This is a genomic window from Pantoea eucrina (assembly GCF_002095385.1).
In the GTDB taxonomy this organism is placed as follows: domain Bacteria; phylum Pseudomonadota; class Gammaproteobacteria; order Enterobacterales; family Enterobacteriaceae; genus Pantoea; species Pantoea eucrina.
The window spans coordinates 1-17,015 of record NZ_MIPP01000040.1 but is presented as its reverse complement, the minus strand read 5'-3'; the positions used below and the strand labels follow the sequence as shown (position 1 = coordinate 17,015).

17 protein-coding genes and 1 riboswitch are annotated in these 17,015 nt (G+C 57.9%); of the genes, 7 read left to right on the top strand and 10 right to left on the bottom strand.

Annotation, left to right across the window (positions count from 1 at the left end; all coding sequences use genetic code 11):
• Window positions 1–208: 208 nt before the first annotated feature.
• From HA43_RS15205 to HA43_RS15195, 3 genes are all read right to left on the bottom strand, one after another.
• Window positions 209–1,543: an MFS transporter gene (locus tag HA43_RS15205; protein WP_039381113.1), complete on the bottom strand. Its 1,335-nt coding sequence runs from the start codon at window positions 1,541–1,543 to the stop codon at window positions 209–211.
• 287 nt (window positions 1,544–1,830) lie between these two features.
• Complete coding sequence (yhjD, locus tag HA43_RS15200; RefSeq protein ID WP_094112050.1) at window positions 1,831–2,832, bottom strand: inner membrane protein YhjD; 1,002 nt, start codon at window positions 2,830–2,832, stop codon at window positions 1,831–1,833.
• 69 nt (window positions 2,833–2,901) lie between these two features.
• Window positions 2,902–3,801 carry a LysR family transcriptional regulator gene (locus HA43_RS15195; protein WP_094112049.1) on the bottom strand — a complete coding sequence of 300 codons (900 nt, stop codon included), beginning with the start codon at window positions 3,799–3,801 and terminating at the stop codon, window positions 2,902–2,904.
• 115 nt (window positions 3,802–3,916) lie between these two features.
• On the opposite strand from HA43_RS15195, the gene HA43_RS15190 reads away from it, so the two are divergent.
• The gene (locus HA43_RS15190; RefSeq protein WP_094112048.1) at window positions 3,917–4,675 is read left to right on the top strand and encodes an SDR family NAD(P)-dependent oxidoreductase; all 759 of its coding nucleotides are present in this window, start codon (window positions 3,917–3,919) and stop codon (window positions 4,673–4,675) included.
• A gap of 26 nt (window positions 4,676–4,701) precedes the next feature.
• Here the strand turns inward: HA43_RS15190 and HA43_RS15185 are convergent, their stop codons facing one another.
• Window positions 4,702–5,550, bottom strand: a complete 849-nt coding sequence (locus HA43_RS15185; protein WP_094112047.1) for a PhzF family phenazine biosynthesis protein — start codon at window positions 5,548–5,550, stop codon at window positions 4,702–4,704.
• Window positions 5,551–5,657: 107 nt separating this feature from the next.
• Between HA43_RS15185 and HA43_RS15180 the strand changes: the two genes are divergently transcribed.
• Window positions 5,658–6,281 (top strand): glutathione S-transferase family protein, encoded by a 624-nt coding sequence (locus HA43_RS15180; protein WP_094112046.1) that lies wholly within the window; start codon window positions 5,658–5,660, stop codon window positions 6,279–6,281.
• On the opposite strand, the gene HA43_RS15175 is transcribed toward HA43_RS15180, so the two are convergent.
• Window positions 6,278–7,738, bottom strand: a complete 1,461-nt coding sequence (locus HA43_RS15175) for an aminotransferase-like domain-containing protein (RefSeq protein WP_094112045.1) — start codon at window positions 7,736–7,738, stop codon at window positions 6,278–6,280. The genes HA43_RS15180 and HA43_RS15175 overlap by 4 nt on opposite strands.
• 135 nt (window positions 7,739–7,873) lie before the next feature.
• Here HA43_RS15175 and HA43_RS15170 point away from each other — a divergent pair, with 135 nt between their 5' ends.
• Complete coding sequence (locus HA43_RS15170; RefSeq protein WP_039381094.1) at window positions 7,874–8,461, top strand: LysE family translocator; 588 nt, start codon at window positions 7,874–7,876, stop codon at window positions 8,459–8,461.
• A 35-nt stretch (window positions 8,462–8,496) separates the two neighbouring features.
• Here the strand turns inward: HA43_RS15170 and mqo are convergent, their stop codons facing one another.
• On the bottom strand, window positions 8,497–10,107 hold the full coding sequence (gene mqo, locus HA43_RS15165; protein ID WP_094112044.1) for a malate dehydrogenase (quinone): 1,611 nt from the start codon (window positions 10,105–10,107) through the stop codon (window positions 8,497–8,499).
• Between the two features lie 498 nt (window positions 10,108–10,605).
• Window positions 10,606–10,851 (bottom strand): DUF1158 domain-containing protein, encoded by a 246-nt coding sequence (locus tag HA43_RS15160; protein ID WP_094112043.1) that lies wholly within the window; start codon window positions 10,849–10,851, stop codon window positions 10,606–10,608.
• A 284-nt stretch (window positions 10,852–11,135) separates the two neighbouring features.
• On the opposite strand from HA43_RS15160, the gene mntP reads away from it, so the two are divergent.
• From mntP to HA43_RS15140, 4 genes are all read left to right on the top strand, one after another.
• Entirely contained in the window at window positions 11,136–11,708 is a 573-nt protein-coding gene (gene mntP, locus HA43_RS15155; protein ID WP_039381085.1) for a manganese efflux pump MntP, read from the top strand.
• Between the two features lie 359 nt (window positions 11,709–12,067).
• Entirely contained in the window at window positions 12,068–12,904 is an 837-nt protein-coding gene (locus HA43_RS15150) for a fumarylacetoacetate hydrolase family protein (RefSeq protein ID WP_094112053.1), read from the top strand.
• A 56-nt stretch (window positions 12,905–12,960) separates the two neighbouring features.
• A riboswitch (Fluoride riboswitch) is annotated at window positions 12,961–13,034 on the top strand.
• A gap of 86 nt (window positions 13,035–13,120) precedes the next feature.
• Entirely contained in the window at window positions 13,121–13,498 is a 378-nt protein-coding gene (crcB, locus tag HA43_RS15145; RefSeq protein WP_094112042.1) for a fluoride efflux transporter CrcB, read from the top strand.
• Between the two features lie 56 nt (window positions 13,499–13,554).
• Window positions 13,555–14,352, top strand: coding sequence for a sugar phosphate isomerase/epimerase family protein (locus tag HA43_RS15140; protein ID WP_071669260.1), 798 nt, complete (start codon window positions 13,555–13,557; stop codon window positions 14,350–14,352).
• Here HA43_RS15140 and HA43_RS15135 read toward each other — a convergent pair.
• The 3 genes from HA43_RS15135 to HA43_RS15125 form a co-directional block, all read right to left on the bottom strand.
• Window positions 14,349–14,954 (bottom strand): alpha/beta hydrolase, encoded by a 606-nt coding sequence (locus HA43_RS15135; RefSeq protein WP_094112041.1) that lies wholly within the window; start codon window positions 14,952–14,954, stop codon window positions 14,349–14,351. The two genes, HA43_RS15140 and HA43_RS15135, sit on opposite strands and share 4 nt — an antisense overlap.
• Window positions 14,955–14,963: 9 nt before the next feature.
• Window positions 14,964–15,905, bottom strand: coding sequence for a glutathione S-transferase family protein (locus HA43_RS15130; RefSeq protein WP_094112040.1), 942 nt, complete (start codon window positions 15,903–15,905; stop codon window positions 14,964–14,966).
• 99 nt (window positions 15,906–16,004) lie between these two features.
• Window positions 16,005–16,904 carry a LysR family transcriptional regulator gene (locus HA43_RS15125; RefSeq protein ID WP_094112039.1) on the bottom strand — a complete coding sequence of 300 codons (900 nt, stop codon included), beginning with the start codon at window positions 16,902–16,904 and terminating at the stop codon, window positions 16,005–16,007.
• Window positions 16,905–17,015 lie beyond the last annotated feature (111 nt).

Sequence of the window (17,015 nt, the reverse complement as noted above, 5' to 3'; positions counted from 1 at the left end):
ACAACGCCGCATCGTCCCGGCACAACGGGCCGCATAAATGCGGCCCCTACGAGATATATCCTGTAGGGGCGCCATTAATGGCGGCCTGGTACAAAGGGCCGCATAAATGCGGCCCCTGTACGATATACCCCGCGCCGCACCGTCCCGCGGCATTACGCAATAAAAAACCCGGACTGGCCGGGTTTTTATGCTGCATCAGGATACGCGTTTACGCCGCATCATACAGCGTCTGGTGCCGCGTCTCTTTACAGGCGATCAGGGCAATCAGCGTCAGCACCGCCATGGCGGCAAGATAGAAACCCACTGCCTGCAGGCCATAGTTTGCATTGAGCCAGGTGGCGATATAGGGTGCTACGGACGCTCCCAGAATGGATGACAAATTATAAGAGAAAGAGGCACCGGTATAGCGCACTTCGGTCGGGAACAGCTCCGGCAGCAGCGCACCCATCGGGCCAAACGTCAGGCCCATAATGCTCAGGCCCAGCAGCAGAAAGCCCATCACCAGAATCTGCGAGCCGGAGCCGAGCAGCAGCGGAAACATCAGCGCAAAAGCGATAATCATCAGCGTAATAGTGATCATCGTTCTGCGGCGACCAAAACGATCGGCCAGCAGACCGGCAATGGGCACCATCACGCCAAATCCGATTACCGCCACCATCAGCATCCACAGGAAACTGTTGCGCGAGTAGCCCAGTCCGACCGGCGCCGGGGCGGTGCCGTAGCTCATCGAATAGACGGTCATGATATAGAACAGCGTGTAGGTAGCCAGCATGATAAAGGTGCCGAGTATGGTCGCCGTCATATGTTTGCTCAGCAGCGTGCCAATAGGCATACGCACCTGCTTCTGCTCCTTCTGCACTTTGGCAAAAACCGGACTCTCATGCAGCGAGACGCGCACGTAGAGGCCGATCAGCACCAGTACTGCAGAAAGGATAAACGGCACGCGCCAGCCCCACTGCATAAACTGCTCGTCGGTCAGCAGCCAGGAGAGCAGCAGGAACGTACCATTGGCAAAGAAAAAGCCAATCGGCGCGCCCAGTTGGGGGAACGATCCATACAGCGCGCGCTTTTTCGCCGGCGCATTCTCGGTTGCCAGCAGCGCGGCACCGCCCCATTCGCCGCCCAGTCCCAGCCCCTGACCGAAGCGCGCCAGCGCCAGCAGCAGTGGCGCGGCAACGCCAATAGTTTCATAGCCAGGCAGCAGGCCGATCAGCACCGTTGAGACGCCCATCGTCAGCAGTGAAGCGACCAGCGTCGCTTTACGACCAACGCGGTCGCCAAAGTGGCCAAACACCGCTGAGCCGATTGGCCGCGCGACAAAGGCGATGGCAAAGGTTGCCAGCGACTGCAGCGTCGCAACCGTGGCGTCCCCCTGAGGAAAGAAAATATGCGGAAAGACGATAACCGCTGCGGTGGCGTAAATATAGAAATCGAAGAACTCGATAGCCGTACCGACCAGAGAAGCTACGACAACTTTACCGCGTGAATTGACCGGCGCTTCGTCGTGCAGCGCGTCAGGTGTTTCTGTGATGGAGGCTTGCATAAATGTTTCTTAATTGTAAATGTAAACCAGAAATATTACGCACCTGGTATGCGGCATTCAATGAGCAAAAAGCGTCGCAAAACGACGATTTTCGGCGAAAAAGAGGATAATGTCTGAGTTAACCGGAATGGTGGCGAATGGCAGCGGCAGGAAACGTTTTTCTGGCGTGAATCGCTGCTAAACCGCTAAATAAAAGTGACTGGCTGGCGTTTCCTGCTGGCGGGAGCGCTAAAATTCACCAGCAGGAAACAGGTTTTACTGTTCAGGGGGTTGCCCTGTGCCCGTTGTCAGGAGGGCTGGCGCGGCTGCGGCATCTCCGTATCACCTTTATATTTCGCCGTGGCGATCCACGCGGCGCAAAACAGCGTCAGGCGGGCAAAGAAGTAGAAAAATGCCATCAGGCCGAGTACTGAACCAAAGGCAGCGCCTGAAGGAGAGGTCGCCAGCTTCGGCAGCGTCAGCGTCATAACAAATTTAATCACCTCAAAGCCGATAGCTGCCAGCAGCGTACCGCGCAGCAGCGCTCTTTTACGCGGCTTATGGCGCGGCAGGATCCAGAAAATCCACAGGAACAGCAGATAGTTCGCCAGCACGGAGATGGAGAGGGCAATAATTGTCATTACCGGACGCAGCCAGTCGATGCCATCCAGCCCCAGCGCGCTGACGATCGCTGCCTGAGCCGCACCGGCAATCGACGTCAGCGAAAGGGTGATCACCAGCGCCAGCATCAGCCCCAGGAGTGAGAAGAGATCGCGCAGATATTTTTTCCAGAACACCTCTTTATCATCCGGCGTTCGCTCCCAGACATCGCGCGACTGCGCGCGAACCGCTTCGCGCAGGTTGCCCATCCAGTTGATACCGGAATAGAGTGCCAGCAGCAGACCGGTCAGACCCACGGTAGCGCGCTGCTGAATCGCAGTGTTCACGGTATTTTTTAACGTGGTGGCGAGCGTAGGATCGCTGATGCTGCTGACAATTTTGTTAATCAGCTCTGACAGCAGATCCTGATTAGAGGCCAGCACAAACCCCACGGCGGCAAACGACACCATCAGAATCGGGATCAGCGATAAAAAGGAGAAGTAGGTGATCGCCGCGCCAAACTGGCTGCCCAGCCGGTCATTAAAGCGATCCAGCGCCCGGATAAAGTGCGCGACGGCCGGAATAGACTGAAACCACGTGGCGAAGCGCGACACGCGACGAATTGAGCCATCCACGGTTTTGTTACCGGTGTGGATATCGATCAGCGGCTTTGGATCGGCGGCTGACTGCTGGGTTGTTTTGTCTGTCATAGACGATAGGCATCCTGTTCACTGCGAAACTGAAATTATATACCGTAAATAACGGCGGCGGCGGATGTGTCAGGTGACATACTCCTGCAGCACCTGACTCAGCCACTCCATAAACACCCGCACGCGGCGCGCCACGTTGCGGCGGTGCGGATAGAGCAGCGTAATCGGCATCGGTTTTGCCGGAAAAGCGTGCAGCACTTCCACCAGCTGACCCGACTCCAGCAGCGGCTGAACGCCCATTGCCGGCACCTGAATAATCCCCAGCCCGGCGAGGCAGGCGGCACGGTAGGTTTCAGTACTGTTTACCGTCACCACGCCGCCGGTCTGCACATAGTGACACTGGCGGCCATCGAAATATTCAAATCCCGGCGCAGGCTGACCCAGCTGCTGGGTATAGTGCACCATGGCGTGCTGCGACAGCTCCTCCAGCCGTATCGGACGGCCAAAGCGGGAAAGGTAGTCGGGACTGGCGCAGTTGATCAAGGCATAGGTGCCAATTTTTCGCGCAATCAGACCGGAATCTTTCAGCTCGCCCACGCGCACCACGCAGTCAAATCCCTCCCGAATCACATCCACCTGGCGATCGCTGCTGCTCAGCTCAATCTCAACGCCGGGATAGTGCTGCAGAAACTCCGGCAGGCGCGGCAGAATAAAGCTGGTGGCCATCGCCACCGACATATCGACCCGCAGCTTGCCGCTCAGCGTCGCCGGGTCATGCTGAAACAGACTGTCCATATCCTCCATCATCGACAACAGATCGAGGCAGCGATCGTAATAGACCAGTCCATCCTGGGTGAGGTGCACGCGCCGGGTGGTGCGATGCAGCAGGCGCGTGCCCATCTGGTTCTCCAGCGCCTGCAGCTGACGCGACACGCTGCCTTTTGGTAAACCCAGACTTTCAGCAGCCTTGGTAAAACTGCCCATCTCCGCGACCCGTACAAAAACCTGCATTGCGTGAATTTTATCCATGTTGTTCACCGATTGTTGTTGTTATTGAAACAGTGCTGCGCAGTTATCTGCGTTTATAGATCACTTTGGTTTGAATATCTTTATCAGGAGTTCACTTTTTCAGCAGGAGAGAGTTATGAGTCACAAAATAGCGCTGATTACCGGCGGAAACCGCGGCCTGGGACGTAATGCAGCCCTGAAACTGGCCGCACGCGGCACGCATATTGTGTTTACTTACCGAAGTCACGCTGATGAAGCGCAGAAAGTGGCAGAGGAGATCGAAGCGCTGGGCGTGCAGGCGGCTGCGCTGCCGCTGGACGTTGGCGACAGCAGCCAGTTCGCTGCCTTTGCACAACAGCTTACGCAGACGCTGCAGCGCGTCTGGCAGCGCGACCGGTTCGATTTTCTGGTGAATAACGCCGGTCATGGTCACTATCAACTGCTGACCGATACCACTGAGGCGGAGTTTGATGCGCTGGTCAATGTGCACCTGAAAGGCCCGTTTTTTCTGACCCAGGCGCTGCTGCCGCTGCTGAACGACGACGGCCGTATTCTGAATATCTCCAGCGGGCTGACCCGTATCACGCAGCCTGGCTCCGGAACCTATGCCGCAATGAAAGGCGCCATGGAGGTGCTGACGCGCTATCAGGCGAAGGAGCTGGGCGCGCGCCGCATTCGCGTCAATATTCTGGCACCGGGCGCCATTGAGACTGACTTTGGCGGCGGACGGGTGCGCGATACGCGTGAACTTAACGCGCAGATTGCGTCCGTCACCGCGCTGGGGCGGGTCGGGCTGCCGGACGACATCGGGAACGCTATCTGCATGCTGCTGAGCGAGGAGAGCGGCTGGATCACCGCCCAGCGCATTGAAGCATCGGGCGGTCAGGCATTGTGATCGCCTGCTGACGTAAGAGCGGCGCGTCAGAGCGTGATGGTACCGTCGATAACCGTTACCGTCTGGCCGCCGATCCAGATCGCCTCTTCCGTATAGGTAACGTCAATACGGCCGTTGCGCTGGATCGCGCTGCCCTGGCGCGCCCGGTAGCTGCGCGTCTGGCCCTGGGCCGCCAGGTAGCGAGCCAGACAGGCGTTGGCGCTGCCGGTGACCGGATCTTCAGTCAGGCTGCCATTCTCCACAAACAGCGCGCGGACCTCATACTGCTCCGGTTCCCCCGGCGGCAGCGCGCCGAAAATCAGCACGCCGCTGACGCCCGCCCGCTGCTGCAGCTGCTGCAGATCGGCCACGGAAGCCGTGACGTCGACGACCGCCTGCGCGCTGCTGAGCGGGATCAGCAGCCAGCGAATACCCATATCCGCTACGGCAGGCGACTGCGTCAGATCAAAGGCCTCGCTGTTAAGCGCGCGGCTCATCAGCGCATCGCTGAACGGCGTCAGGGTTGCCGCGGGGGCAGCGAATGCCAGCGCGCCATCGGCGGCGATACGCACCTCAACCAGTCCGACGCCGCACTCCTGAACAATACAGCCAGCGTTTTTCCGCGGCCAGCCCGCTTCCAGCAGCGCATGGGCTGTACCCAGCGTCGGGTGACCGGCAAACGGCAGCTCACCTGAAGGGGTAAAAATGCGGATGCGATAGTCCGCCGCGCTGCTCTCTGGCGGCAGCACAAACGTGGTCTCTGACAGATTGGTCCAGCGCGCAATCGCTGCCATCTGCTCGTCAGCTAATCCCGCTGCATCCATAATCACGGCCAGCGGATTTCCCCGAAATGCCGTTGTGGTAAAGACATCCACCTGTTTAAACGCCACTCTCATAACAATTCCTTTTCTGTCAGCCAATATGTGGAATGATACCCTGCGCATGGTAAAAGCGCGCTAACAGGGCTATGAATAGATTAATAATTCTGCAGGCGGAGTCCGCGATGTTAAAAATTTTAGGCCGTAAAACGTCAATCAACGTGCGCAAGGTGCTGTGGCTCTGCGCTGAGCTGAATATCACCTATAAGCATGAAGCCTGGGGCGACGAGGGTCTGTCGCTGCATGCACCGCAGTTTATGGCGCTGAACCCCAACGCCCTGGTGCCGGTCATCATCGACGACGGGCTGGTGATATGGGAATCCAACGCTATTCTGCGCTACCTGGCCAACAGCTACGGTGGTGCATGGCTCTATCCGGAGGAGCCGCGCTTACGCGCGCCGGTGGATCAGTGGATCGACTGGCAGGCTACCGAGCTTAACACCTCCTGGCGCTACGCCTTTATGTCGCTGGTACGAAATTCACCAGCGCATCAGGATCCCCGTCTGCTCGCAGCAGCGGTGAAAGGCTGGACGCACACCATGGGGATACTTAATCAGCAGCTGGAAAAATCGGGCCGCTATGTGGCCGGGCGTCACTTCAGCCTGGCGGATATTCCCATTGGACTGGCCGTAAACCGCTGGTTTGAAACGCCGCTGGATCACCCCGATTTTCCGGCAATACAGACCTACTATGAGCGGCTGACCGAGCGCACCGGATTTACCACCTGGGGACGCAACGGCACGCCTTAAGACGCAGCAGGGGCAATGCCGCTCATCTCGCACGCCAGAGCACCCGTGCGCGCTAAGGCACGGGTGTAACGCGCGTCGAACGGATAACAGCAGGAGAGGCGCAGCGCATGCCGGTAGCGTTCGCTCAGCGTGTAGAGCGCGCCTGGCGTGACGCAGATCTGCTCCTGCAGCAGACGATTAAACAGCAGCACGGTATCAATCTTACCCGGCAGCTCGACCCAGAAGACAAAGCCACCGCGCGGCAGCGTGGCGCGTGTTCCCTGCGGAAAATGGCGCGCCAGAATGCCCCGCGCCGCATCCAGATTTGCCGCATAGCGCCGGCGCAGCGAGCGCAAGTGATGATCGTACCCCCCGCTGGCGAGGAACTCTGCCAGCGTCTCGCTCAGCAGCCGCGATTCAGTCATCGACGAGACCGCTTTCAGCCGCGCAATGCTGGCATGAAACCGGCCCGCGGCGGTCCAGCCGATACGAAAATCAGGCGCCACGGTTTTGGTAAAGCTGGTGCAGTAAATCACCCAGCCATCGCGATCGAACGCCTTAACCGGCGGTGACAGCGGCCAGTCAAACTGCAATTCATCGTAGAGCCCGTCTTCAATCAGCGGAATGCGATAGTGATTCATCAGCGCAGCGAGCCGTTTTTTGTTCTCCAGCGGCATCACGTAGCCCAGCGGGTTTTGCGCGCCCGGCATAGCGATCAGCGCCTGAATGCGCTGCTCCTGCAGCAGCATCTCCAGCGCGTCCAGCGAAAGACCGCGCTGCGGATCGGTGGGGATCTCCAGCGCTTTCAGTCCGAGCGAGACGAGCAGCGGAAACAGGAAAAAATAGGTGGGGGATTCCAGTCCGATACAGTCGCCGGGCTGCGTGACAGCGCGCAGCGCCAGCTGCAGCGCCTCCATGCAGCCGTGGGTCAGGGTAATCGCCTGAGCGGTAAGGTTCAGTCCGGTATGCACGCTGCGCCGGGCGATCTCCTCGCGCAGCCGCTCGCTGCCGGGAGGCAGCGCATAACGACCGATAATGTCGCCCTGGCGCCGGATCAGCGCGGCGGTGATACGGCCCAGCTTCGCTGAAGGAAAAAGCTCACTGTCCTGCGGACAGGCCAGCGAAATATTGGTGTAGTCGGGATTATTCTGCGCGGCAAAAACCTGTTCAATCAGCGCCAGCTTCTGTGCATCCGGATCGCCACTCTCTGCGGTGGGCGGCTGCGGCTGCAGCGTAACGGCAGGCAATACGCCGCGAACGTAATAACCTGACTGCGGCCGCGCCTCAATCAGGCCGCGATCCTCCAGCAGTTGCCAGGCGCTGAGCACGGTATTTACGCTGAGCTGATGCGACTGCGCCACTCGCCGGATGGCGGGCAGGCGGGCGCCCGGCCGCAGCGAACCCTGATGAATAGCGTCGGCAAATTTTGCTGCCAGCTGCTGGTAGCGCGGTTGATCGTCAGTAAAGGCGAGGGACACAATGGCCTCCGGAAGTGACAGGTACAAAGCAGAGAAAGTATGACTGTACCCATTACAATACTGAATTGCTGTCTCTGTTGCCATTGCGGCGGCGGCATTACGATGGAGTCAGCTTATTCAGTCCGGAGAACGTCTATGCTCGATCCCGCCTTTTTCAGTTATGTCACCATCATGTCTATTACGCCCGGCCCGAACAATCTGCTGCTGGCCACATCAGGGGTCAATTTCGGCTTTCGTCGCACGCTGCCAGTGCTGGGCGGTATACTACTCGGCTGCGCGCTGCAGATGCTGCTGGCAAGCGTGGCGCTGGAGCTGCTGCTGACGTGGATGGCAGCCGTGCGCCTGCCGCTGACGCTGGCGGGCTGCGGCTATCTGCTGTGGCTGTCATGGAAAATTTTTCGCGCCGGTGCGCCGCAGGCCAGCGTCCGTCCGCGTCCGATGACGCTGCTGGGCGGCATGGCTTTTCAGGCGGTTAATCCCAAGGCCTGGCTGATGGTGACCAACGTTGCGCTGCTTTACGCCAGCAGCAGCAACGTCTGGCTGGTGCTGACCGGTTTTGCCGCGCTCAATCTGCCCTGCATTCTGCTCTGGGCAGCGCTGGGCGATCGGCTGCGGACGTACCTGCAGACGCACTGGAAGCGGCGCCTGTTTAACACGCTGATGGCGCTATCGCTGCTGGCAACGACCGGCTGGATGGGGTATGACGCGCTGAGCGCAATATAGAGCAGGTGCGCCGGGCGGCGCACCTGAGCAGTCAGCTATTTGCCGACCACGTGAGCGGTGATCCGCGCTTCGTCGTTTGCCGCATGCGAGGTGATCACCGGCTCATATTCCAGCTGCAGTATGCGACTGGTATCGGCCAGTACTTTCTCGGTCAGCGCCACGTCACCATTGAGCTTGCGGCCCCAGGACGGAATAACGGCCCGGATTTTAGTCTGCCACTCCGGTGAGCGCATCTGCTCAGGGAAAGCTTTAGCCATCAGCTCCAGCATAATCGGTGGCGCGGTCGATGCGCCTGGTGAGGCGCCCAGCAGCGCAGAAATAGAGCCATCAGCAGACGTCACCACTTCAGTGCCGAGGCGCAGCACGCCGCCTTCCAGCTCATCATTTTTAATAATCTGCACGCGCTGGCCCGCCGTGACCAGGCGCCAGTCTTCCTGTTTCGCCTGCGGCACATAGGCACGCAGCGCCTCCATGCGATCGGCATCGCTCTGCAGCACCTGATCAACCAGATATTTCACCAGGTCAAAACTCTTCAGGCCGACCTGCATCATCGGCAGCAGGTTGCTGGTGTTCATCGCGCCAAACATATCCAGCAGCGAACCCTGTTTCAGGAACTTAGTGGAGAAGGTGGCGAACGGGCCAAACAGCAGCACCTGTTTGCCATCCAGCACGCGCGTATCAACGTGCGGCACTGACATAGGCGGTGCGCCGACGCTGGCTTTGCCGTAGACCTTGGCCATATGCTGCGCGACCACATCCGGATTTTCAGTGACAAGGAAAGAGCCGCCTACCGGGAAGCCGGCGTAACCTTTAACCTCAGGAATGCCTGACTTCTGCAGCAGCGGCAGCGCCGCACCGCCGGCACCGATAAACAGCTGGCGGGTAATCAGGGTGCGCTGTTCACTGGTATCCAGGTTCATCAACGTAACCTGCCAGCGGCCATCGTTCAGGCGCACCAGGTCACGCACTTCCTGCCGCATACGCAGGCGGAAATGCGTTTTTTTCTCCAGGGCGGCGATCAGCTGACGCGTCACTTCACCAAAGTTGACGTCTGTACCCATATCAGTCCAGGTGGCGGCTACCTTCTGCTGCGGATCGCGTCCTTTCATCACCAGCGGGATCCACTGCGCAATCTGCTCGCGATCTTCGGAATAGTGCATACCGCGGAACAGCGTGCTTTTCTGCAGCGCCTGGAAACGCTTGTGCAGGAAGTCGACGTTAGCGTCACCCCAGACAAAACTCATGTGTGGCGTGGTATGGATAAAGCTTTTGGGATCCTGCAGGTTGCCTTTCTGCACGTGATACGCCCAGAACTGACGCGACATCTGGAAAGATTCGTTGATGGTCACCGCTTTAGCGATGTCGATCGAGCCATCCGCCTTTTGCGGCGTGTAGTTAAGCTCTGCCAGCGCGGCGTGACCGGTACCGGCATTATTCCAGCCGTTAGAGGACTCCACTGCGACGTCATTCAGACGCTCAACCATTTCAATGGACCAGTCTGGCTCCAGCTCCTGCAGCCAGGTGCCGAGCGTAGCGCTCATCACGCCTGCGCCAATCAGCAGGACATCAACTTCTTTCCGTTCCTGACGTTTTGCACCATCCATTGCAGCGCTGCTCAGCGCCAGGTTTACCGCAGTGTTGCTCATGAGGCGACATCTCCTCTTCTGTTGACCTGAAGCTCAACAGGTTGGCAGGCAAAATAGCCGCGCGGCTTACGCGCGCTGCGCTATCTCAAAGGGTTAAGACTCAGGTTAAGCCAATGGGGCGATAACGGTTAACTACACGTTATGCATATGCTTCTGAATATAACATTCTCGTATTGGAATTAAACGTTTGTTTATTTTTTAAATGCCGAAATGATTCAGCATAAGAATTAATCAGCCTGAGCGGCAGCTTATAAGATATTTTTATCCGCTAATCAGCAGGTTATGCAGATATCAATGTTATGTAATTGTGACGAGGTCGCAGAGGTTGAAAGTTGAACAGTGACAGGTATCACAAAATAACATTCTGAATAATAAGAAATATTTATGGTGAGCTGGAAACGGGGATTTTTTGTTGCGTGATATGTCGCCCGTTTGTGTAAAAATAGTGTTACATTTCTGTGATTCTGATTTTAACGGGCGAAGCGTTTGAGAGAGGGGTCAGCGCATCTGAAACCAGCGACGCCAGATAAAACGGATAACAAAAAACTCCAGCGTGCCAAGCAGCAAAAACCACAGGCAAAATACCAGCGTATAGAGCTGGTTGAGATCCTGGAGGTGTAAGCTCTGCTGCAGTCGCTGCGCCCATATCAGACCAAAAGAGGGGGCGGGCAGCAGAAGCGCCGAAAGAAAGCCCAGCAGCAGGATCCCGCTTGGAATAATCAGTGTTTCGAAAGGGTTTTTCATCGCTCTTTTCCTGTCAATATTGCGCGTGCATTAGCGCATAAAAGGGACGGGCAGTGCAATCTGTGAATCAGATGACGCCAGGAAATTTCTGCGATTCCATCAACTTAGCGTTAAAAATAGCGGCAGTTAAGAGTTATAGCCTTTGCTATACTTAAACCCCTGATTTTGTTGTCTTTTTTTTGGGGTATTTGCATGCTAGACTGCGCGCACTTTTTTATGACTGACTTATTAATACGAACAAAGCAGAGGATTTACGCATTTGTTCGCTAACTGGCTAAAAACCCATGACATTCATCGCAACCCTGATCCTGGCTTTTGGCATGTCAATGGACGCCTTTGCCGCTGCACTGGGTAAAGGTGCGTCGTTGCACCGTCCGGGAATAAAAGAAGCCTTACGCACTGGCCTGATTTTTGGTGCCATCGAAATGCTGACGCCGCTGATCGGCTGGGCAATCGGCCTGGCGGCCAGTCACTACATTATGGCGTGGGATCACTGGGTAGCCTTTGGTCTGCTTAGCGTACTGGGCGGCCGTATGATTATGGAAGGTTTCCGCCAGACAGCAGATGAGCCCTGCGAAGCGCCGCAGCAGCACGGCTTTATGGTGCTGGCGCTGACGGCGGTTGCCACCAGCCTTGATGCGCTGGCCGTCGGCGTCGGTCTCGCTTTCCTGCAGGTTAATATTCTGTTCACCGCGCTGACCATTGGTGCTGCAACCACGCTGATGGCGACAACCGGTGTGCTGGTGGGACGCTTTATCGGCCCGGTGCTGGGCAAGTGGGCAGAAGTGCTGGGGGGCGTGGTTCTGATCTGTATCGGCAGCACGATTCTGATCGAGCATCTGGGATTGATGAGCTGAACGTTAATTTTGTGATCTGGCTCAAATAAAATTGCATGAAAAACGCGCTGCCGCTATAATTTGCGCGTAATTTTTCAACAATATTTGAGTCAGGTGTTTCATGAAAGCTTTTTTCCGTTATGTGTTTCGCGCCTATGTCGCAACCTTTAAACACGTACCGCCGGGCGCGCTTTCTTAAGCGTCCAGAGTTACCCTCGATAATCGCCTTCAGGGATTGAAGGATGATTATCACCTCTCATCTTTGTCCTTTCCCGCACGCAGACTGACACAAACCCTCACCACTTTCTTTGCAGGTCATACCGCATTTCTGGCTGGCTTTTGATACGCTGCGCGCCATTTCTTATTATAACGAGGCGGTTATGCAGCTTTGCAGTTTTTATCTGATTGATTGTGCACGCAAAAGCTATGGCATCGTGCAGGAAGAGGGTGTTGTTGATCTTGGGCTGCGCCTGGGTGACGCCTGTTCCGATCTGAAAACCCTGCTGGCGCGCGGCGGTATCAGCGATCTGGCCGCATTTGAGCATCTGCCAGCGGATCATGCGTTTAGTGCCATTCGTTTTCTGCCGGTCATTGAGCAGCCGGGAAAAGTTTTCTGCGTCGGCATGAACTATGCTGACAAACGTAAAGAGTTTGCGGAAACGCTGGAGGCGCCCACGCTGTTTGTCCGTTTCGCTGACTCACTGGCGGCGCATGAACAGCCGCTGCTGAAGCCTGCGACTACCGCAGAATTTGACTACGAGGGCGAGCTGGCTGTGATTATCGGCAAAGCCGCCTCGCAGGTGCCGGCAAGCGACGCGCTGGCGTATGTAGCGGGCTATAGCTGCTTTATGGATGCCACTGTCCGCGATATGCAGTTTACCTGGTTTACCGCCGGAAAAAACTGGCAGCAGACCGGCGGCTTTGGCCCGTGGATGACCACGGCTGATGAGATCCCCGATCCGCAGCAGCTGGCGATCAAAACCTGGCTTAACCAGCGCGAAGTGCAGAACGACACCACGGCCAGTATGGTGCATCCGGTGGCGAAAATTATTGAGTATATCTCTGCGTTTAGCCCACTCTCGCCGGGAGACGTTATTATTACCGGATCGCCCGGCGGCGTCGGCAAAAAGCGTACGCCACCGCTGTTTATGTTCCCGGGTGATGAGATTGAAGTGGAGATTGAAAAAATCGGTCGTCTGCGTCACCGGGTGGTCTGACCGTAACCCGGCGCTGCTGCCGGCAGGGTGATCGTTTACCGGCGATAGCGTATTATCTCAGCACGGGTGATGGCGTACCACCCGATCCAACCGCCGCTGTTTTCAGACGGCTGATGACGCCTGACTATACGCTTATCCCTGCGCGGAGAGGGCGGCGGGTCAGGCGTTTTTCGTTTCCTGCTGCCGTTATGCGCGCTTCATTCCGGAGATCAAATTATGCTGAAGTCGCTGTGTGCCGTAATCGTCGGCGGAGCTGCTGGCTGCACTCTGCGCTGGCTTATCTCGCTACGTTTTAACGCGCTGTTTCCTGATTTGCCGCCAGGCACGCTGATCGTCAACCTGGCGGGCGGTTTCATTATTGGCGCCGCTCTGGCGTGGTTTATGCGTTACCCACAGCTCGATCCGGCATGGAAACTGCTGATCGTTACCGGTCTGTGCGGCGGCCTGACCACGTTTTCTACCTTCTCAGCAGAAATTGTCAGCCTGCTACAATCAGGTAAATACCTGTGGGCAATGTCGAGCGTGCTGGTGCATGTCGTGGGTTCGCTGCTGATGACCTTTGCGGGCTTTGCAGTGGTTAACCTGCTCGGCTGAGCACCCGTCAGCGACCCGTCAGGGAAGATTCTGTTCAGACGCAAAGGAGCGTAACCATGCCGGGCAATCCACTTTTTCTTAATCTGGTCCTGCTGCAGGGCGAGCCTGCAGCAAAGCTGCGCGCGGCGCAGGATGCAGGGTTTGATCAGGCTGAAATCTGGCGCGAGGATGTGGAAAAGATGGAGACGGCGCACTTAGCGCACTCCGCGATCCGTTTCACTAATCTGCAGGTGCTGCGCGATTTTACCGGCGCGCCGGACAGCGAGCGCCAGCAAAAGCGTGAGGAGCTGCAGCAGTTTATCCGGCTGGCGCGTGCGATTGGCTGCGACACCATCCAGGCGCCTGCCACCACGCGACAGGATTGCATCCCGGAACGCATTGATGACGATCTGCGCTGGCTGGCGGCGGAAGCGGCGCGCCATGAGATGCGCATCATGTATGAGCCTATGGCGTGGAGTAGCGTGGACAATACGCTGCCGCTTGCCTGGCAGCGCCTGCAGCGTCTTGATCTGCCTAATGTTGGCCTGGTGGTGGATCTGTTTCATATCTGCGCGCTGGGTGGTGACGCGTCACACCTTGAGGGCATCCCGGCCAGCCGTATCTATGAAGTCCAGCTGTGCGATATGGCTGAACAGCCGCCGCAGAATAATCAGGCGCTGAGCGACTATGCGCGTCACCAGCGGCTGCTGCCGGGCGACGGCATTATTGATGTGGCCAGCTTTGTCAGTCGCCTGCAGCGAGCCGGTTATGCTGGTCCGGTTGGCATTGAAGTATTCAATGACCAGCTGAAAGCGCAGCCGGCGGCAGAGAGCGCACGGCGCGCCTGGCAGGCGCTGAATCGCTGCTGGCGCTAATCCTGCAGGCACTGCGCAATATAGGTTACCGCCTCTCTTGCGCCCTGCGGCGAGATGGTGTGGCCGGTGGTGGCTTCGAAAGCGGCCGTTACGTTAACGCCTGCCGCCTGTAACCGGCTGACGGCGGACGCTGTTTCGCTGAAGGGGATCACCTCATCCGCTTTGCCGTGGATCAGCAGCGCGGAAGCGCAGGGCTGCGGGGTTAGCGGTTCGTCGAATGCCAGCCGGCCGGAAAATGCCACCACGCCGGCCAGCGGGTAGCGTCCTGAAGCCAGTGCATCCAGCGCCATGATCGATCCCTGCGAGAAGCCGACCAGAATAACGTTTTCCCAGGCATCCGGCATGCCGTGCTGCGCCATCAGGCGCTGCAGCGTATCATCAAATGCATCGCGCGCCGCACGCACGCGCGCCGGACGATTCTCCGGCGTAACGCCGGTCAGGCTGAACCACTGATAGCCCATCGCATGCTCAAATGGCCAGGGCGCGTCGGGGGAAGCAAACGCCACGTCGGGCAGCAGCCCGCTCCAGTGCTCACCGAGCACCGCCAGATCGTCACCGCTGCTGCCAACGCCATGCAGAAAAATAACCAGTGCTTTTGCCATGCCTGCTCCTTAAAAACCGTACGCTGCCATATCCGGCCCGGCGGGCACGATGCCGTTGGGGTTCAGAGCGTTAATCGAATAGTAGCCCTGTTTGATATGGTCCATGTTCACCGTCTGTCGTATGCCCGAGACCGCCAGAACGCTTTTCAGATAGCGATCCAGCAGCGGATAGTCGCACAGACGACGCAGGTTGCATTTGAACAGGCCATAGTAGGCGGCGTCAAAACGAATCAGCGTGACAAACAGCCGGATGTCGGTTTCAGTCAGGCGTTCGCCCAGCACAAAGGTACGGCCATCTTTCAGCAGCGCTTCCAGCTCGTCCAGCTGCGCAAAAACGTCGCTGAAAGCCTGCTGATAACTTACCTGGGTAGTGGCAAAGCCGGTACGATAAACGCCATTATTTAACCGGGTGTAGATCGTTTCATTCAGCGCATCGATCTCCGTGCGCAGATCGGCAGGATAGAGATCCAGGCGATCGTCAGCCAGATCGCCAAAGCCGCTGTTCAGCATGCGCAGAATATCGGCCGACTCGTTATTGACGATAGTCTGCGTCTTTTTATCCCACAGCACCGGGACGGTGGCGCGTCCGGTAAAAGCGGCATCGGCGCGGGTATAGAGCTCATGCAGATACTCAGCCTGGTTCAGCGTGTCGCGCTGCGCCCCCGGATAATCGCCAAAGCACCAGCCGGCGCTGCCCAGCTGCGGTTCAACCACGGAAACAGTAATCACCTGTTCCAGACCTTTCAGGCTGCGCGCAATCAGCGTACGCGATGCCCACGGGCAGATCAGCGCCACGTAGAGATGGTAGCGATCCGGCTCTGCGGCAAATTCGGTTGTGCCATCAGCACTGATCCAGTGACGAAACTGCGAGGTCTGTCGTACAAATCCACCCTGCCGATCGGTGGCCTGTACCGGATGCCAGGCTTCACTCCATTTGCCATTCACTAACATAACGCTGCTCCTGTGTAATCAGGGCGCAGAGAGTAGCGCGCCGCGGGCCTGATGATAATCCAGGCAAAACGGCTTTCATTCTTTCCGAAATGGAAGTAATCAGGCGGGCGGCTGATGGAGGAAGTGGCTGGCCAGAAAGTCGATCAGCAGCCGGGTTTTCTGCGCCAGAAAACGGGCAGAGGGGTAAAGTGCAAACAGCCCCATGGGCGGCGGCGCAAACTCCGCCAGCAGCGTAACAATCTCCTGACGCAGCAGAGCGGGCGTGGCGATAAAGCCGGGCAGGCGGGCGATACCGAGCCCGGCGACGGCAGCGTGCAGGCACGCTTCGGTGTTGGAAAAACAGAGGCGGCCGCGGATGGGTACCGTGGCGCTGTCGCCTGCAGCCGTGACAAAAGGCCAGTTCCACGGATCGCGAAAGTTGGTGTCGCTGATGCACTGGTGTCGGGCGAGATCGCGCCAGTGCTGTGGCGTGCCATGCTGGAGCAGGTAGGCCGGCGATGCGGCAATATGTACCGGCACGTCACCCAGTCGCCGGGCGATCAGGCTGCTGTCATCAAGGTGGCCGATGCGCACCGCCAGATCGAACCCTTCATCCACGATATTGACAGCGCGATCGGAAAAGCTGACGTCCAGCTCGATTAGCGGATAGTGACGGGCAAACGCGACCAGCACCGGTGCCAGTACCGCCGTTCCAAAGGTGCCAGGCGCGCTGATACGCAGCCGGCCAGAGGGCAGGCTGGCATTTTCGCGCATAGCGTCATCCAGCGCATCAAACGCATCCAGCAGCGTTTTAATGCGTTCATAGTAAGCGCGGCCCGCATCGGTCGGAGAGAGCGCCCGCGTGGTACGTTTGAGCAGCTGAACGCCCAGCAACTGCTCAAGCCGCGACACCAGCTTTGACGCCTGCCCGCTGCTGGCGCCAAGGCGCATCGCCGCAGCGGCAAAGCTGCCCGTCTCCAGTACAGCGACAAACATCCGGTCACAATCAAGTCGATCCATCTTCTCTCCAGGCAGGCCAAAGCCAGAGTATACGCATCAACCGGCGCCCCCGGGCGGGAATTCCGTCGCAGGGAGCGCATTAATGCGTCCCTGGCCGCAGCCCGCACCGCG

Coding starts and splice junctions, on each gene's coding strand:
- HA43_RS15205 (WP_039381113.1), bottom strand. CDS start 1,543: ATGCAAGCCTCCATCACAGAAACACCTGACGCGCTGCACGACGAAGCG.
- yhjD (WP_094112050.1), bottom strand. CDS start 2,832: ATGACAGACAAAACAACCCAGCAGTCAGCCGCCGATCCAAAGCCGCTG.
- HA43_RS15195 (WP_094112049.1), bottom strand. CDS start 3,801: ATGGATAAAATTCACGCAATGCAGGTTTTTGTACGGGTCGCGGAGATG.
- HA43_RS15190 (WP_094112048.1), top strand. CDS start 3,917: ATGAGTCACAAAATAGCGCTGATTACCGGCGGAAACCGCGGCCTGGGA.
- HA43_RS15185 (WP_094112047.1), bottom strand. CDS start 5,550: ATGAGAGTGGCGTTTAAACAGGTGGATGTCTTTACCACAACGGCATTT.
- HA43_RS15180 (WP_094112046.1), top strand. CDS start 5,658: ATGTTAAAAATTTTAGGCCGTAAAACGTCAATCAACGTGCGCAAGGTG.
- HA43_RS15170 (WP_039381094.1), top strand. CDS start 7,874: ATGCTCGATCCCGCCTTTTTCAGTTATGTCACCATCATGTCTATTACG.
- mqo (WP_094112044.1), bottom strand. CDS start 10,107: ATGAGCAACACTGCGGTAAACCTGGCGCTGAGCAGCGCTGCAATGGAT.
- HA43_RS15160 (WP_094112043.1), bottom strand. CDS start 10,851: ATGAAAAACCCTTTCGAAACACTGATTATTCCAAGCGGGATCCTGCTG.
- mntP (WP_039381085.1), top strand. CDS start 11,136: ATGACATTCATCGCAACCCTGATCCTGGCTTTTGGCATGTCAATGGAC.
- HA43_RS15150 (WP_094112053.1), top strand. CDS start 12,068: ATGCAGCTTTGCAGTTTTTATCTGATTGATTGTGCACGCAAAAGCTAT.
- crcB (WP_094112042.1), top strand. CDS start 13,121: ATGCTGAAGTCGCTGTGTGCCGTAATCGTCGGCGGAGCTGCTGGCTGC.
- HA43_RS15140 (WP_071669260.1), top strand. CDS start 13,555: ATGCCGGGCAATCCACTTTTTCTTAATCTGGTCCTGCTGCAGGGCGAG.
- HA43_RS15135 (WP_094112041.1), bottom strand. CDS start 14,954: ATGGCAAAAGCACTGGTTATTTTTCTGCATGGCGTTGGCAGCAGCGGT.
- HA43_RS15130 (WP_094112040.1), bottom strand. CDS start 15,905: ATGTTAGTGAATGGCAAATGGAGTGAAGCCTGGCATCCGGTACAGGCC.
- HA43_RS15125 (WP_094112039.1), bottom strand. CDS start 16,904: ATGGATCGACTTGATTGTGACCGGATGTTTGTCGCTGTACTGGAGACG.